Origin of the sequence: Affinundibacterium flavidum (assembly GCF_014284175.1) — a bacterium.
In the GTDB taxonomy this organism is placed as follows: Bacteria; Pseudomonadota; Gammaproteobacteria; order Burkholderiales; family Burkholderiaceae_D; genus Undibacterium; species Undibacterium flavidum.
Genome location: NZ_JACOGA010000023.1, coordinates 16,563 through 33,813, shown reverse-complemented (window position 1 = coordinate 33,813; position 17,251 = coordinate 16,563). Strand labels below are relative to the sequence as shown.

The window sequence follows — 17,251 nt, the reverse complement described above, 5'->3', positions numbered from 1 at the left end:
TCCTCTATTTTTTCAAAACCCCTCAACGCCGAGACGCAGAGTCGCAGAGAAATTCGAGAAAAGAGGAAGCGTAGAAGCAAAAATACACATGCTTTTCTCTGCGCTCCTCTGCGTCTCCGCGTCTCGGCGTTGAGGGGTTTTAACTATTCAATTCAACGAAATTTACTTAATCATCGGCAATTGCAAGCCATTACGCTTAGCACATGCCACAGCTTGTTCGTAACCGGCATCGGCATGACGCATGACACCTGAGCCACAATCGTTGACCAATACACGCGCCAAACGCTTCGCAGCTGCTTCAGTGCCATCGGCCACAATCACCATCCCTGAATGCTGCGAGTAGCCCATACCTACACCACCGCCGTGATGCAGGGAAACCCAACTCGCACCGCCTGCTGTATTTAATAATGCATTCAACAAAGGCCAATCAGATACCGCATCGGTACCATCTTTCATGCTTTCAGTTTCACGATTTGGACTAGAAACAGAACCCGTATCAAGGTGATCACGACCAATGACGATAGGTGCCTTCAGCTCGCCGTTTTTTACCATCTCATTGAAGGCCAAACCTGCAATATGACGCTCACCTAAACCTAACCAGCAAATACGTGCTGGCAAACCTTGGAAGGCAATACGCTCACCCGCCATATCCAACCATTTATGCACGCCTTTATTCTCTGGGAATAATTCTTTAATCTTGGCATCGGTCTTGCGAATGTCTTCCGGATCACCTGACAAAGCCACCCAGCGGAATGGACCTTTACCATCGCAAAACAAAGGACGGATGTACGCTGGCACAAAACCTGGGAAATCGAAAGCATTCTTAACGCCTGTATCAAATGCTACCTGACGAATATTATTGCCGTAATCGACGGTAGGAATACCCATCGCGTGGAAATCCAACATTGCCTGTACGTGTACTGCACAAGCTTGCGCTGCATCTGCGGTTAACTTCGCGTGCTGGCTCGCATCATGTTGCGCTGCCTTCCATTGTTCAACGCTCCAACCGATAGGCAAGTAGCCATTAATCAAATCATGTGCAGAGGTTTGATCTGTAACCAAGTCCGGCTTGATGCCACCCGCTTTCGCACGCATCACCAATTCTGGCAAAATTTCTGCAGCATTACCCAGCAAAGCAATCGAAATCGCGTCTTTACGTGCGGTATGATATTTAATCAGTTCGATCGCATCATCAATGTCTTTTGCTTGCTTATCGACGTAACGCGTACGCAAACGGAAATCAATACTTGATTGTTGGCATTCGATATTCAAAGACACTGCGCCAGCAAAGCTGGCGGCTAATGGCTGCGCACCACCCATGCCACCTAAGCCAGCGGTCAAGATCCAGCGCCCGCCCCAATCGCCACCGAAGTGCTGACGACCTGCTTCGGCAAAAGTCTCATACGTACCTTGCACGATACCTTGGGTGCCAATGTAAATCCAGCTACCGGCTGTCATCTGACCGTACATGAACAAGCCTTTGCGGTCTAGTTCATTGAAGTGTTCCCAGTTCGCCCACTTCGGCACTAGGTTGGAATTGGCGATCAAGACACGTGGAGAATCTTCAGTGGTTTTAAAAATACCAACTGGCTTACCCGATTGAATCAGCAAAGTTTCATCTTCGCCCAAATCTTTCAAGCTGGCCAAAATCTGGTCATAGCATTCCCAATTACGTGCAGCGCGACCGATGCCGCCGTACACGACTAAATGCTTAGGATTTTCTGCGACTTCTTTGTCGAGATTATTTTGAATCATGCGGTAAGCCGCTTCAGCTACCCAAGTTTTACAAACCTTTTCAGCACCGCGTGGTGCGCGGATTTCACGACTTGCATCCCAGCGTGGATCATTATTCATAGCCATCTCCTCAAGAATCGATTAATAAATAAATAAATATAAACGCATCTTTGCCTGATCACCGCATATCGTTAAGTCACACGATTCAGCTTAGCTGTCGTCACGCAAAAATGATATTGAAACTTACTATGTCACACAGTTTAAGTTGTATATACAACTTTTGCAAGCGACTTTTTTTGATTCTGTGCGAAAATATGAAAAATTTGCTTTTATCCAATATTCAGCCTTCGGGCATGCAGGCTTATCTATGATCGCTCCACCCTCTGCCACTCCTGTTTTTCAAACAATCAAAGACTTTCTGCTACGCGAAATTCAAGCTGGCACCTGGAAAGAAGGCGACGCAATTCCATCAGAAGCAGCGTTAGCACAACAATTTAATGTCTCGCGTATGACGGTCAATCGTGCCGTACGCGAACTCACGAGCGAACAAATTCTGAATCGCATTCAAGGTTCAGGCACTTACGTCGCACAGCAAAAATATCAGGCCACGCTGGTAGCGATTAAGAGCATTGCGGATGAAATTCGCTCGCGCGGACATGCGCATCGCAGTGAACTTCACGAGTTGATTGAGGTCGAAGCCAGCGAATCGCTAGCGCAGCAATTTCAGGTGGAGCCCGGCTATCGTTTATTCCATTCGGTGATTGTGCACTTTGAAAACGAGATCGCGATACAGGTCGAAGATCGTTGGGTCAATTCGGCTTTAGCGCAAGATTATTTAAGTCAAGATTTTGCCAGCATTACGCCGAATGAATACTTGGTGGCAGTAGCGCCACTGCAAGGCGTTGATTACAGTATAGAAGCGGTGATGCCACCCAAACATATCGCTGATATGCTGCATATTTCTAATAAAGAAGTGTGTCTGGTGTTACATAGAAAAACTCGCTCACAAAACCAGATTGCCACTATCGTCACTATGTGGCATCCAGGTGCGCGTTATCAATTTACCGGCAGCTTCTAATTTGAATTTGGCTTCAAAAGCCGACGACGTTTCCCAGTCTGATGATTACGCAATAAAGCATATTGATCAAAGCACATCAATCAAAGCACATTAATGAAGGACACTGAGTGAGAACTATGTTTAGCACTAAGATTACCCAGCATTTGCAAATCATTAGTTTGTCCATTGTCTGTTGCATTTCATCGAGTGCCTACGCACAGTTTCCCGCCTCAACTCAGAATCAAATTCCAGAGCAAGACGCCAAGCCAACACAAAAACTGGAAGAAAACGTCCCAGCAATCAAAGAACGACCAAAGGTCGCATTAGTTTTATCTGGTGGCGGCGCACGCGGCTTTGCGCATATTGGCGTGTTACGCGTATTGAAAGAAATGCGCATCCCTATTGATTTCGTGGTCGGCACCAGTATGGGGGCGGTCGTCGGTGGCGCATATGCTGCCGGACGCTCGGTCGAAGATATCGAAGCAATCGTGCGCTCGACTTCATGGGAAAACGTATTAGCGGATCGCCCTGCGCGCGACGCACTGGATTTCCGCAGACGCGAAGAAGATGTCGTACTGCCCTCGCGCATAGAATTTGCAGTAACACGCTCAGGAATTGCCTTGCCACCTTCTGCAGCAGGCAATGCAGCGCTGGAACAAGCCTTAACGCGCTTATTACCTGCGGGCATGAAGAGCGAACATGTAAATCATTTACCGATTCCATTTCGCTCTGTGGCTTCCGATCTGGTAACAGGCGATATGGTGGAACTGACCGACACACCACTGTTCATCACGATGCGTGCGTCGTTAGCAGTACCCGGCATGTTTGCACCGGTGCACGTCAATAACCGTCTGGTAGTCGACGGTGGCTTGGTCAGAAATCTTCCGATTGATATGGCGAAGAAAATGGGCGCCGATGTCGTCATCGCAGTGAATGTTGGCACGCCATTAGCTGAAGAAAAAGAGCTTGGCAGTGCGATCAGTGTTGCCCAGCAAATGATACAGATTTTGACCGAACAAAACGTCCAACGTTCACTCAAAGAATTGCGTCCGAAAGATGTCTTGATTGCGCCGAATTTGAACGGTATCAATTTCCTAGATTTCAGTGAACATCACAATGCCATGCTGGCGGGAGACATTGCGACTCGTCAAATGGAGAGTCGCCTCACGCAATTAAGCACATCAGTCGCCGATTATCAGCGCTACGAGCAATTACGCACGGCTGAAGGTAATGCGCCAGACACTAGCCTGAAGATTACGAGCATCGATATTCAAGGCTCGCAAAACATCAATCCAGAAATTTTGCTCAAACAATCTGGCATCAAAGTCGGCGAAGTCACGAGCGAAGAAAAAATCATGCAAGTGACTGGCAAGCTGTATGGCCGCGGTGACATTGATCATGTTGAGGTTGAGATTGATGATCGCCTAGATGAACGAGAAGTCACGATCAAAACGCACGAGGCGGTTTGGGGTAAGAACCGCTTGCGAGTCGGATTGGAACTTTCTAGCGACTTCAAAGATACACATAAGTTTTCACTCGGCGCGATGCATGTTGCCGCTTCACAAAATAGCTGGGGCGGTGAATTACGCCTAGCTGGAAAAATTGGTTCAGACCGTGTTTTTGGTGCTCAATTTTTTCAGCCTTTAGGTGCGGGTAGCGAGTGGTTTATTGCGCCTGCTGCACAGAGTGATTCGCTGTCAGGAGATATCTTTTCATCAGGTCGAAAAGTGATGCGGCTAGGCTATAAGGCTACTTCCTTTAATTTCCCTATTGGTCATCAAATCGGCAACTGGGGCGATGTGCAATTAGGTTTCCGACGCGAACGCGCAGAAGTGAAAACTTTGCTTCCCGAAGCCGAAGGACCAGATTTGCGCGTATTTCAATCGACACAATTCTTACGTTTCAGAGTCGATACTTTAGATTCATTGGCCTACCCTAGCCGTGGCAATTACTTAACCATGAATTGGGAACGCGCACTGGCACCCGATAGCACCAAGAAGGCAATATTGAATTCCTCTGTCATCGCCATGAGTGCATTTCAGCGCGGCGAATGGGCAGGTCATGTGTATGGAGAATGGGCCAGATCACAGGGCAGTTTTGCACCACTGTCGCTCGGTGGATTTTTACGTTTATCTGGTACGCCGGCAGATTCGCTATCTAGCAAAACCGTGGCACTTGGACGGGTTGTCATGGCACACCGTATAGGCAGTATGCCAGCAGCCTTGGGCGGCGCTGTACGCCTTGGTTTCTCTGCCGAATTAGGCGGCGGTTTTGGCGAAGGCGAGGCGGTTAAATTCAGCAAAATCAAACGCGCTGGTAGTACCTTTGTCGCCTTCGATACCCGCTTTGGCCCCTTGTATTTTGGTGCTGGCTCTACGCAGGGTAACGGTTCTACTTTTTATCTATTCTTGGGGCCAATCTGGTGAACCACTCGCCCTTTAGTCGAGGCCATAGTCGTCGGTCTGCGTAAGGCAGTAAACGCAGAAAATTCCCAAGAGCGGAAGCCTAACATCAAGGTATAACCATCTCTATCTTCCGCTGGAAGACGACGGTCATCGTGTTGCAAACGAGCGATTTCAGCAGTGAGCTGCTGAATCTTTTGTTGAATTTCTTGTGCACTATTTTTTGATAAACGCGCTGGCACGCACATCAAGGTTTCGCCAGCACCATCAAAGCGTCCATTAAAATAATCAGCAACGACAACTTCTTTAAAGAATGCTTGTATAGGTCCATCCGCGCGCCATCGAAATGCTGGTGACACCCGCAAGCGATAACGATTCATGGGTTTAAGTTCTATCAATTCGTGTTTGTCTAACTCGACCATACACAATATGCATTCGGCCTCGGTCAACGTGTAGGTCTCAATAATTTGCTCAAACGTCCAATGTCCAAGACAAGAAATCGCTACCAATAATAATTTGGGATTGTCCATTAAAGCACGCTCTTGCGACAACGTGAGATTGTCTGCTTGCGGTGTCACATCGGCGGCTTGACGCAATACATCTTCCAAAGAAATATCAGAGACCTTACAAATCTGCGCCATCCGCGACAGAGTCATATCTTTTTGGCCGAACATACGTTTGATACTCGACTCACTCATATCGATCAGGTGCGCGAGCTGCTTATATGTCATGCCGACTCGGCGCAATTCTGTACGTAAAACCTCTAACAACATTTCGGGAGAACTCATGCTTCACTCCTGTTTAATTCAATCAAATTACTACTTGGACAGTGCAGGTAAGAAATTAATTTCACGTGCGGTTTTGGGGCCTATCACTACTTTGTTTAAATGACTTGGAATCACCGCATCATATTCTGTCAAAGCTAGACGTCCACCCATAATCTCCGCATAACGCTGAGGGTGTAACGGGGTCTTTTCTGGTTCTGCATAGCCATCGGGAAAACTCGGGAAATCAGTATTCAAATTATATTTATCCGTTGCACCCAAGGTATGTAAAAACTCGTGCGCAATCACGACATTATTTTTTTCGCGCATCTCGGTACTGGCAAAAACATTTACTTGTCCAATTAAGCCTTCTTGCAAGGCTGTCGAACGATGTACCTGTAATTGTTGCGGATCAAAGTATTGCAAAAACAAACGGACTTGCGTTCCCGGCCCCTGCACCTTCGCATGACGATAGGCCCACCATCTGAACTGTAAGCTCCACCACATCACTTCCAACATATTCGCATTTTCTGGCGGCGCTGGTGGGCGTTGCTTTAGTTTATTTTGCAAACGGATTTGTATGGAAGCATGTTGATTTTTGCCGTATTGCTCTGCAGCCGTCAGCATAAATTTTTCAACCGACTGGTACTCATTCACACTCAAGCTATTGATGTAGGCCTCAGATAATTCGCTACTATCTCCATTGATGGGATAAACATTCACCATCAGAGTGTATTTCCACTCTACTGATTGAATTCTGGCACGATAAGCCGAATAACTGACCGCTGCCAAAATGAACAGCAAAATGAAAATACGCGTTGCTCGAAACATGTTAAAAATAGTTGAGAAAAATTACAACGATTGTAACTGATAGATAGCCTTCAACGGCGACTTGCTTAGTGAATCAGATTATCAGCATCTACAACGATTTCCAACAACAAAAAAGCCCCGTTGCGAAGCTTCGGGGCTTTTCCTTTAAACCTATCTACTGACTAGTCAATCAGCAGATAGGACTACTAACACTATCAGAACTTCGCGCTAAGCGTGATTCTGTACACGGATTCACCTAAGAAAGACCATGCTGGGTAGCCCATCTTGAGTGGATCTTTTACTGTCGAGTTCGCAGCTGCTGCACCGTATTGCACGTCGTCCTCTTTCAACAAGTTAGTCGCTTCAAATGCGAGGCGAAGATTCTTGTTGATGTTCCAGCCAAAGCTTGCATCCAATGTGCCATACGCATCATGCATACGATTACCGTACCAGCCAGTTTCACGTACCATGTACTTAGAACGCCAGTTGTACGCCAAACGTGCAGAGAAGGTTTCACTTTCCCAGTAGCCAACCAAGTTTGCATTGTGCTTAGACGACAAAGTAAAGACATTCAACTGATCTTGATAGCTAGTCGATGGCGCTTTTGCATTTGACAAAGTGTAGTTAGCTACTACGCCAAAGCCATTATCAAAAGAATGGTTGATTTGCGCTTCAATACCATCAATCTTACCGCCACCTGCATTGATGTATTGATTCACAGTCCAGCTATCTTTCTTACTATCAGGGCTGACTACACCGATGCTTTGATTGACTTTGGTTGCAGTTGTGATGAAGTTATTGATGTCTTTATGGAAGAACATCAACGACACCAAATCACCCTTGCCGTAGTAGTATTCCAAGCCCAGATCAAACTGTGTTGACTTCATTGGTTTCAAACCAGCACTACCAAAACTCACTGTCTCATTGCCAGCAACAGTATCTTGGAAACCAGATTGTGTTGCAATGAACATGTTTTCATAATTTGGACGTGTGATTGTTTGCGCTGCAGTCGCACGGAAAATTACGCTGTTATTGACATCGTAAGCCAGATTCAAGCTTGGCAATACGTCGTTGTAAGTGGCAGTTTCAGTTTTCTTAGCACGACCCCAACCTGCATTTTGTGCGATATCACCAGCCGCTACCGCGGTACCATCCAACTTGTAACCTTCTGCCGTAACGTCAGAGCTGATGTAACGTAAACCGAAGTTACCGTGCCATTTATCTTGTTCAAAATTGAACATACCGTACAAGGCAGTATTGTCTTCTTTCAACTTACCATAGCCACCGCGCTGTTCAATCCAGCCTGTAATATTTTGATTCGTATTTGCCATCATTGCTGCAATATCTGGACGTGGTGAAACCCAACCCAAGGTTCCCATCGCCATCGTGCCATCATACAAACTGGACGTCGCAGCTTCTTTCGCAGTTGTAGTAAACACTGCGCGGTCAGTCGCTTTTTGGAAAGTATGATTTGACGCTCTGAATCCAGTTTTGAAAGAACTGATCGCGCCCCAATCCACATTTAAGGTCAAATCAGCTTGTGCAAAATTTTCTTTATCGGCGTTTGGACCACGTGATGTCGCCCAAGAACCAGCAGGACCTATAGTTGCTGGCAAATTCGAGACCGCAACATTTTGACTCGAGCCTGGAACAATTACGATTTGCTTACCTGTAGCATCTATTGTGCCTGTCCATTTCGGCAAATTACCACCAGAGTATTGATAGTTGGTTGTTATTGACGTACCGCCATCCGCTTTGGTTGTACCTGCAACTGCGTCAAGCTTGAAGCCTGCGCCTTTGTAAGTCCCATTCAAAGTGAAACTATCAGAAGTCATCTTGCCTTGACGTGCCCAAGTTTGCAGGAAGGCATTCGTCGCTTTCGCTGCACTAGTATTACTCGCCAAACAAACGCCATCTGGGTTGAAATCAGATTTCACACTGGTGTTACGTTGTGTACAGTTTGGATCATGGAAAATGTAGTGGCTTGTATTGGAGTTATCCGCATCAAGTTCCAACTTCATATAGTTCAAACCTAAATCCAAGCCTTGAACCGGACGCGCTTGCAAATTGATATTCAATGCTGAACGTTTACGATCTTGTACAAATGTTGTTGGCGCCACGTCAGCAGACCAGCGAGAATCGGACTCAACACCGCGACGGATATAGTCACCCTTTTCATTCGCACCAGCAACCAAAATACCAAAAGTATTTGCATCGTTTTTCCAACTGAACATACCGGAGATATCAGTCGACACTTTATCGCTGACACTTCCTTTGCCGGCTTTTACACCAACATAAGCAGAACCTGATTTTAAATCCAATGGTTTGCGGGTTTTGACGATGACCGTACCACCGATACCGCCTTCAGTTAAATCTGCTTGAGATGATTTATAAACGTCCATACCGCCAATCAATTCAGATGGCAATAAGGAGTAGTTGAAAGAACGATCTAAAGCTTGTTGATCGTACCAACCGGTAGACGCAACAGTTTGTCCGTTCAATGTAGTGTAAGTCATTTGTGGATCAGAACCACGCACAGATACAGAAGCGCCTTGACCAAATGCACGACCAACTGTCACGCCAGGAATACGTCCCAAAGATTCGCCAACGTCGGTGTCTGGCAACTTACCTACATCCTCCGCGGACACTGCATCCACAACAGAATTCGAATTACGTTTGATGTTAACAGCGCTTTGCAATGCACCACGGATACCCGTCACAGTCACTTGCTGTGCTTCATCCTTTTTTGCATCCACTTGCTGGGCTTGTGCGGACATCGCAACTGTCATCACCAAAACAGAAACTGCTGCTGCGATAGGCGTCAAACCCGGCTTCAAATTACTTTTCATTTATTTCCCCCAAGACTTTCCAAAAAAACCTTCAAGACATGTAATGCTCGGCTAACTTTTCCAAGAAAAATCCGCTTTGCGCGATTTACTACGATATGAGACAGACCCAAGCACTTGTTCCGTTTTCATGAAAATGCTTGATCAAGAAAACGAAACAAGTGTTTGAAGTAAAGAAGTAACGCTTAATAAAACTCAGCGCAACTACCCAAAACTACAACCTGCTAATGCGCCTTCGGAAACTTCCCCCCACAGGAATATTGACTACATCACATCTCCAAATCCGAGATCAAATGCAGAGCAAACACATGAATTTTCGAAGAGTCTTCACTTTAAATTTGTCAATACCAATTGTCAAGCGGTATCTATGTGGTATTACATGTATTTAATCGAGGCAATCGTAAGCGCACAAATGGTATTAGATATAGCGTCAAAAAATAAGTTATAAGTCATTGTTTTTAAATGATTAAAGAAAAATATAATAGTAAAATATTGGATTTGGTCTGTTGACTCAATCCAACATACCATTTAAGAAAAAGGTATTCATTTGGCATTTCACCTCCAAAACCCGCATAAAACAATGTAGCAACAGAAATATCAACAAAATATTGACTTTTTTAAAATAAGCTTTATTTTTAAATTGGCAAATATTTACTAATTCAAACTTGACGCAAAGTGATGTACTACATGACGATTCTACAAAAATGCGTTCATCGTCAAAATTTCAAATGCAGAAATTCAAACTACCCAAGTAACCGGTCTAGTGACTGACATAGGTAGAGAAATAAGAAAAATGCTGTATTGGAATCACAATCACCAACACAATGTGGAGGTGAAGGTTTTGGTGAGTGCTAAAAACTGCGTTTGCACTTGCAATTGGTTTTCTCGTTTGCGCTAGGTGCGGCAATGGAAGCGGCCGGTTTCAAACACCTGAGATTCATTGCTAGTGTGACCTTGGCACTAACATTATTGTGCTAGTCCTCGCACCGGCGATTGCCAATTAATCTTTAAATCAACGGCGTTTTAATAGGCAAAAAAAAGCATCGTAATCGGGTCACGATGCTTTTTTACGGGATCAGCGACTCACCTAAATTTGTCGCTTAAACCAAATTACTTCTTCATTGTTTTCGCCAACTCTGGACCAGATCCAAAATGCAAAGGCGCTTGCGCCGCCATCCAGGCAAACACTGCGTAGGTTGCAGCAGCCTGATTAATTCTGGCAGGTTCTATCTTGTCGAAAGTATCGTCAGGCGTATGGTGCAAATCAAAATAGTCATCCGCTTTCAAGGAAAGGCCAAAACTCGCTGCACCAGCTACACGTAAGTCACCCATGTCCGGTCCAGGAAAGGCATTATTGTCGCCAGGCTCAATGCCTAATGGCGCCAACACCGTATGCATTTGCTTGACCAAAGGCAAGGCCTCAGTGCGCACAAATGACGACATTTTAGTGACGGGGCCTTGACCTAAATCAGCTTCAGCGGCAGCTTGAATTTGCGGGATTTGCGCTTGATGCGCAGCTAAGTATGCCTTGCCGCCAAATAAGCCTTGCTCTTCGTTCGCAAATAAAACCACGCGAATACTGCGCTTCGGTTTAATCCCATTACGCTTGATAAATTCTGCTGCTGCCATCGAGATTGCACATCCAGCGCCATCATCAATTGCGCCCGTGCCCAGATCCCATGAATCTAAATGTCCGCCAATCAATACATATTCGTTCGGCAATTCAGAGCCTGTGATTTCACCGATCACGTTATACGAGGTGTATGAGCCAGTCGCTGCAGCACCGATATCTAATTTTAATGAGACTGGTTTGCCGCGCTTGATCATACGCGCCACCATATCAGCATCTGAATTGGACATGGCAGCCGCAGGAATTTGTGCCACACCATCTTCATAGCGCATCACGCCCGTATGTGGAAAACGATGGCTGTCCGTACCCACTGAACGAATCACGATCGCAACCGCCCCTTTACGCGCCGCCTCAGAAGCCCCCGCTGAACGTCCTGGTACTACTAATCCATAATCATTCGAACTTTGCATCTTATGATTAATAAAGACTATTTTTCCACGCACTTTATCGGCCGGTGCCAAGGATAATTCTTTCAAGCTCGCAAACTCCACCAAATCGGCGGTCAAACCTTCTGCAGGAGTCGCAACACTATTACCCAAAGCGGTAATCAGCAAAGGCTGAGGAAATGGCGCCACAATTTCAGCTTTTTCATGACCGCGCTTCCAGCTTGGAAAACTCACAGGCTCTTTCCATACTTTATCAAAGCCCAATTCTCTAAATTTAGCTTCTGCCCACGCAACCGCACGCGCATCGCCAGGGCTACCAGCCATCCTTGGCCCCACTTCGGTGGTCAAGGATTCCAAAATCTTGTAGCTCAGGTTATCACTGCGTGCAGCGTCACGTATCCAGGCCGCAGTTTGCATTTCCTTTTCAGTAAATACTGAGGCAGTCGTGGTTTTATCACTTGCAGCTGCTGCAAATGCCATCGTCGAGCTAAAAACAGCACCCAAAACTGTTGCGACGAGCAATCCCATAGCGGTTTTCGTTAATCTTTTTAATTCTTTGCGATTAGACATGCTTTTCCCTTATTAAATGTTTTTCTTATGATGCAAAACAAAGATGCCGCAGAAATCGGCATGCTAGAGAGACAAGTGAGCAAGCACAAAGTTCCATCATCTATTGACGATAAAACCAAAAATACTTTGCAAAACAGCATTCACAAAAAGTCAAAGTACGATCATAAGTCATTGAAATAAAACAGTATTTTTATTCAAACACACGCATACATTTGCAAACTTTACAGGAAACAAATATCGTCTATACTTAGCTTCATTGCATTAAAGAAATTTTACAGCTTAGGTTTTAGTTCAAGTCTTCTATAAGATATAATACATAGGTAGGGTAAAATAAGGCCTTAGATCAACAATCGTACAATCACTAAAGACTTCCGTATTTGTACTCAATCGTCAAACGCTGGAATTTACCTGGAATTTATCTCAATTCCGCCTGAATTTTCTACTATGCATTCATGCTGTCTTTGCCCGCGAACCACATGACCGATACAGCCAAGCAAGCTTCGACGCCTACTAGTGAGTTCTTTATCCAAGGACTCACCAGCGATGGTAAACAGTTCCGTCCTAGTGACTGGGCTGAGCGTCTGTGCGGCGCCATGTCATGCTTTCGTCCCGAAGGTGGTCGCAATGCGCATCTGCAATACTCCCCTTATGTGCGCCCTATTTTACTAAACGGGGTTCGCTCAGTAGTCGTGAATGAGGCCTTGCGCGAAATCGAACCACTAGCATTTCATTTTGTAATGAGTTTTGCCAAAGACAATGATTTACAAATTGTCGATGCATGTTTATTGCCGGATCCACCAAACACTTAGTCGTATTTTGCGTACGCTCAAGTTGCGTGCAACAAAGCATATTGGGCGATGTAGGCGAATGCCCCCGCAATATAGCCAATCAAAGCAAGCCCAGAGATTTTTCGCATATACCAAAAGAAATTAATCTTCTCCAAACCCATTGCGGCGACGCCCGAAGCCGACCCTATGATAAGGATGGAGCCGCCAGTTCCCGCGCAATACGCCATAAATTCCCACAGAAAACTATCCGCCGGGTATTGGGTCAAGCTATACATTCCCATCGATGCCGCAACTAGGGGAACATTATCCACTACCGCACTGGCCAAACCAATCAACATCACAATCACATCTTGACGACCCACCGCGTGATCTAGCCAAGTCGCCAGAGATTGCAAAATATGTGTGTGCTCGAGTATTGCCACCGACAATAAAATACCCACAAAAAAGACAATAGAACTCATGTCGATACGCGTTAATGCCCGCACCAAAGTCAGATGCTCTTTTTGTTCATCCTGCTTTTCTTTATGAATCAAATCACCCACCATCCATAAAATACCGAGCCCAAACAATATACCCATGAACGGAGGCAAATGTGTCCAGGTCTTAAATGCGGGCACCAAAACCAAAATTGCCAGCCCCAAATAGAACATGCAATTGCGTTCAAAAATACTCGTCTGAGCATGTCCATCGTCATTACTTTGTGGCGCAATCACAGGACGTTTTCCCAGTACCCAGCCAGTCACTGCCAAAGGCACCAACAAATTAATCATGCTGGGGATAAACAATCCCTTCATGATTTCAATTGCCGTAATTTGCCCGCCTATCCACAGCATCGTAGTAGTAACATCACCAATCGGCGTCCAGGCACCACCTGCATTGGCAGCGATCACGATCACACCCGCAAAATACAAACGATCTTCACGTTGCGCCAACAATTTTTTCATCAAAGAAATCATCACGATAGTCGTCGTCAGATTGTCCAGAATCGAACTGAGGAAAAAAGTCACAAAGCCCACTAACCACATCAAACTCGATAATCGCGCTGTTTTAATGCGTGAGGTAATCACTTCAAATCCATTGTGAGCATCCACGACCTCTACGATCGTCATCGCGCCCATCAAGAAGAATACAATCTGCGCGGTTCCCATCAGGGATTCACTCAATTGCGATACTACTTGCTGTGTATCATTTGTCGATAAGGAATAAATTGTCCATAGCAAACCGGCACCAATCAAAGCAGATGCGGACTTGTTGACTTTCAGAGGGTGCTCTAGCGCAATCGCGACATAAGTAAGAACAAAAACAATAACGAGTGCGCTCAACATAGAATCAAACCCTTTGAAAAAACAGCGATAACAACAACGATGACAATAGCAAGGAAAATATAAACGCTTACTTTACAATAAACTATCTAGTGCGTCTGATTTTTCACGTTCAATTTTCTATTTTTGCCTCAATGATGATTTCTGCCATAATGATCAAATGAACTGGCCCTTGATGTCAGCATTCAAGCTAAATGCGACGATACTCGACTTACAGGCACCCTATCCCACTTTTACATGAATAGCATGAGACCTCTATGTTGATCGGTCATCTACATCAAACCAACACTAACCTTCCAGCTATGATTGAGGCCGCGCTGCAACACTTGCGCGACACCGACTACACCAATATCGCACCTGGGAAATATCCAATTGACGCAGAACGTATGTTCGCGCTTGTGCAAGATCCGCTGACCCAAGACTGGGAAACTGGTCGACCTGAATATCATGCGCGTCACATCGATGTCCAATATCTTTTGGCAGGTGAAGAAGTGTTGGGATTTCTTCCCGCGAACGCAAGCTTACTTCCCATTGATGATCTTCTAGAAGAACGCGATATCGCCTTTGTCGCGCCGCAAGCGAATGAGACACGTATCGTATTAACGCCGGGTATGTATGCGGTATTTTTTCCAGGTGAATTGCATCGTCCTTGCCGTGCTTTGCATGCCCCCATGCACATCAAAAAAGTCGTGATCAAAATATTGGCCAAATAACCGAAGATTTTTTCTAAGCACTTGGAGTAAGCTGCGCGGGTTCTTTATTTTTCTTATGTCTTATTTCTCATATTTAGGAGTGATCGTTATGAAGCGCTTGTTATTCATCGCTGTATTGGCTACAAGTTTAAGCGGTTGTGGTTACAACACTTTACAAACCCAAGATGAAACCGTGAAATCATCCTGGTCAGAAGTATTAAATCAGTACCAACGCCGTGCGGATTTGGTGCCAAATCTGGTGCAGGTCGTACAAGGTTACGCTAGTCATGAAAAAGAAGTCTTACTTGGCGTAACAGAGGCGCGCTCCAAAGTAGGCAGCATACAAATGACGCCAGAATTAGCGAAAGACCCTGAAGCTTTGAAAAAATTCCAAGAAGCACAAGCAGGTATGACTTCTGCGTTATCACGCTTAATGATGATTTCAGAAAATTATCCTGCTCTCAAAGCAAATGACAATTTCCGTGACTTATCAGCACAATTAGAAGGAACAGAAAATCGCATCACCGTTGCGCGTAATCGCTACATTCAGGATGTCAAATCCTATAACGTGACAGTGCGTTCTTTCCCTAGCAATTTAACTGCAAAAATGTTTGGTATGGATGTCAAACCTAACTTTTCAGTCGACAACGAAAAAGCTATTTCTACCGCACCTAAAGTCGATTTCGGTAAAAAATAATGCGCATCGTGAAATCCTTCACGCTCTTTTGTTATGCACTCCTACTGCCACTATGCCTGATCATCAGCAGTAGTAGTGCATACGCCGAGCAAATCGCGATCCCCAAATTAAGTCATCGCATCACCGATTTAACGCAAACACTGACGCCCGAACAAACCGAGGCGCTGGCGAAAAAACTGGAAGCATTGGAGAAAACCAAGGGCAGTCAAATCGCCGTGTTAATGCTACCGACCACGGGTGAAGAAGGCATAGAACAATTTTCTATTCGTGTCGTAGACGAATGGAAATTGGGGCGCACCAAAATTGCGGATGGTGTTTTACTGCTCATCGCCAAAAACGATAAACGGGTACGCATCGAAGTTGGGCGTGGTTTGGAAGGCGCATTAACTGACGTCACCAGCTCGAGGATTATTCGTGAATTTATACGTCCGGCATTTAAGCAAAATGATTTCTACGGCGGCATCAACGTCGGTATAGACAAAATCAGCGCGGTGATTGAAGGCGAACCACTGCCAGCTCCAGCGCCAACGTCTAATCAAGGACACTCAGCGAATTACGCGGACGATTTTCATATCTTTGGCTTGCATCCATTGGTCTGGTTGGGCTTATTAGTCGCGGGCATGATTCTCAGTAAAATCATGGGACCTTGGCTAGGACGTGGCGGGCTAGCTGCCGGTAGTGCAGCAGCGGCTTTGCTAGGCGGCACACCATTGTTAATGGCCTTATTGGCTGGCGCGCTGATGGTATTCATTTACAGCCTGCTCGCCAGCAGACTATTTTGGGATATTGCCGGAGCCATATTGCAAAGTGGTGCAGCTGGTGGCTTTGGTGGTGGCAGTGGTGGCGGTAGCCATAGCAGTAACGACGGTTTTAGCGGCGGTGGCGGCGATTTTGGTGGCGGTGGTGCCTCGGGAGATTGGTGATGAAAAATAATCGACTTTGGCAAAATTTGCGTTCCTTACTCTTGCGTAATCCGTATCGCCAACATTTCACATCGCAGCACAGGACGGTATTAAGCCAACAAATCGGCGCGGCTGAAATTGGGCATCGCGGTGAAATCCGCCTAGTCGTAGAGACGCAGCTACCCATCACTTTGATACTTAAGCACGTCTCGGCACGACAACGCGCGATATCGTGGTTTTCTGATTTGCGTGTCTGGGATACGGAAGAAAATTCTGGCATCTTGCTCTACCTATTGCTATCCGAGAGAAAGATAGAAATCGTCGCAGATCGAGGTATTGCCAAGCTGGTGGAGCAAGTAGAATGGGATCGCATATGCACGCAATTGCAAACACAGTTAGGTGCCGATCACATTCATGATGGTTTGCATCAAGCCTTGCAAGACTTAGGAAATTTGTTGCGTCAACACTATCCGATTCAAGACACTGATACGAATCCTGACGAATTAAGTAACGAGCTAATTTTCATTCCTTAAGGCAATAATTAATTAGCCTTGCCAATTTGCGAATTTGGGGCAGATCATGTCATTGATCTGCCCCATTTGCTTTTTGACCACAGATTTCCTTATTTCATCTGAAAGCTACGCCGAGCTT

Annotated in this window: 13 protein-coding genes; 7 read left to right on the top strand and 6 right to left on the bottom strand. The window is 45.6% G+C overall.

Annotation, left to right across the window (positions count from 1 at the left end; genetic code table 11):
- Positions 1-162: 162 nt before the first annotated feature.
- On the bottom strand, positions 163-1,854 hold the full coding sequence (gene hutU / locus H8K55_RS19420) for a urocanate hydratase (RefSeq protein WP_186943730.1): 1,692 nt from the start codon (positions 1,852-1,854) through the stop codon (positions 163-165).
- Positions 1,855-2,101: 247 nt separating this feature from the next.
- Here hutU and hutC point away from each other — a divergent pair, with 247 nt between their 5' ends.
- Both hutC and H8K55_RS19410 read left to right on the top strand, forming a co-directional pair.
- Positions 2,102-2,812, top strand: coding sequence for a histidine utilization repressor (gene hutC / locus H8K55_RS19415; protein ID WP_186943729.1), 711 nt, complete (start codon positions 2,102-2,104; stop codon positions 2,810-2,812).
- A gap of 116 nt (positions 2,813-2,928) precedes the next feature.
- Positions 2,929-5,217, top strand: coding sequence for a patatin-like phospholipase family protein (locus H8K55_RS19410; RefSeq protein WP_186943728.1), 2,289 nt, complete (start codon positions 2,929-2,931; stop codon positions 5,215-5,217).
- On the opposite strand, the gene H8K55_RS19405 is transcribed toward H8K55_RS19410, so the two are convergent.
- The 4 genes from H8K55_RS19405 to H8K55_RS19390 all read right to left on the bottom strand — a co-directional run bounded on the left by H8K55_RS19405 (position 5,190) and on the right by H8K55_RS19390 (position 12,199).
- On the bottom strand, positions 5,190-5,981 hold the full coding sequence (locus H8K55_RS19405; RefSeq protein WP_230408727.1) for a helix-turn-helix domain-containing protein: 792 nt from the start codon (positions 5,979-5,981) through the stop codon (positions 5,190-5,192). The two genes, H8K55_RS19410 and H8K55_RS19405, sit on opposite strands and share 28 nt — an antisense overlap.
- A 30-nt stretch (positions 5,982-6,011) precedes the next feature.
- A complete protein-coding gene (locus H8K55_RS19400) occupies positions 6,012-6,788 on the bottom strand; it encodes a hypothetical protein (RefSeq protein ID WP_186943727.1) in 777 nt (258 codons plus the stop codon).
- A gap of 194 nt (positions 6,789-6,982) precedes the next feature.
- Complete coding sequence (locus H8K55_RS19395) at positions 6,983-9,616, bottom strand: TonB-dependent receptor (protein WP_186943726.1); 2,634 nt, start codon at positions 9,614-9,616, stop codon at positions 6,983-6,985.
- Positions 9,617-10,723: 1,107 nt separating this feature from the next.
- The gene (locus H8K55_RS19390) at positions 10,724-12,199 is read right to left on the bottom strand and encodes a M20/M25/M40 family metallo-hydrolase (protein ID WP_222612547.1); all 1,476 of its coding nucleotides are present in this window, start codon (positions 12,197-12,199) and stop codon (positions 10,724-10,726) included.
- Between the two features lie 476 nt (positions 12,200-12,675).
- Between H8K55_RS19390 and H8K55_RS19385 the strand changes: the two genes are divergently transcribed.
- Complete coding sequence (locus tag H8K55_RS19385) at positions 12,676-13,008, top strand: DUF3579 domain-containing protein (protein WP_186943725.1); 333 nt, start codon at positions 12,676-12,678, stop codon at positions 13,006-13,008.
- Positions 13,009-13,025: 17 nt separating this feature from the next.
- Here the strand turns inward: H8K55_RS19385 and nhaD are convergent, their stop codons facing one another.
- Positions 13,026-14,312, bottom strand: coding sequence for a sodium:proton antiporter NhaD (nhaD, locus tag H8K55_RS19380; RefSeq protein ID WP_186943724.1), 1,287 nt, complete (start codon positions 14,310-14,312; stop codon positions 13,026-13,028).
- Positions 14,313-14,566: 254 nt separating this feature from the next.
- On the opposite strand from nhaD, the gene H8K55_RS19375 reads away from it, so the two are divergent.
- From H8K55_RS19375 to H8K55_RS19360, 4 genes are all read left to right on the top strand, one after another.
- A complete protein-coding gene (locus H8K55_RS19375; RefSeq protein WP_186943723.1) occupies positions 14,567-15,022 on the top strand; it encodes a NanQ anomerase/TabA/YiaL family protein in 456 nt (151 codons plus the stop codon).
- An 88-nt stretch (positions 15,023-15,110) separates the two neighbouring features.
- Positions 15,111-15,698, top strand: coding sequence for a LemA family protein (locus tag H8K55_RS19370; protein WP_186943722.1), 588 nt, complete (start codon positions 15,111-15,113; stop codon positions 15,696-15,698).
- Positions 15,698-16,621, top strand: a complete 924-nt coding sequence (locus H8K55_RS19365; protein WP_186943721.1) for a TPM domain-containing protein — start codon at positions 15,698-15,700, stop codon at positions 16,619-16,621. The genes H8K55_RS19370 and H8K55_RS19365 overlap by 1 nt, the downstream gene beginning before the upstream one ends.
- A complete protein-coding gene (locus H8K55_RS19360; protein ID WP_186943720.1) occupies positions 16,621-17,133 on the top strand; it encodes a TPM domain-containing protein in 513 nt (170 codons plus the stop codon). The genes H8K55_RS19365 and H8K55_RS19360 overlap by 1 nt, the downstream gene beginning before the upstream one ends.
- Positions 17,134-17,251 lie beyond the last annotated feature (118 nt).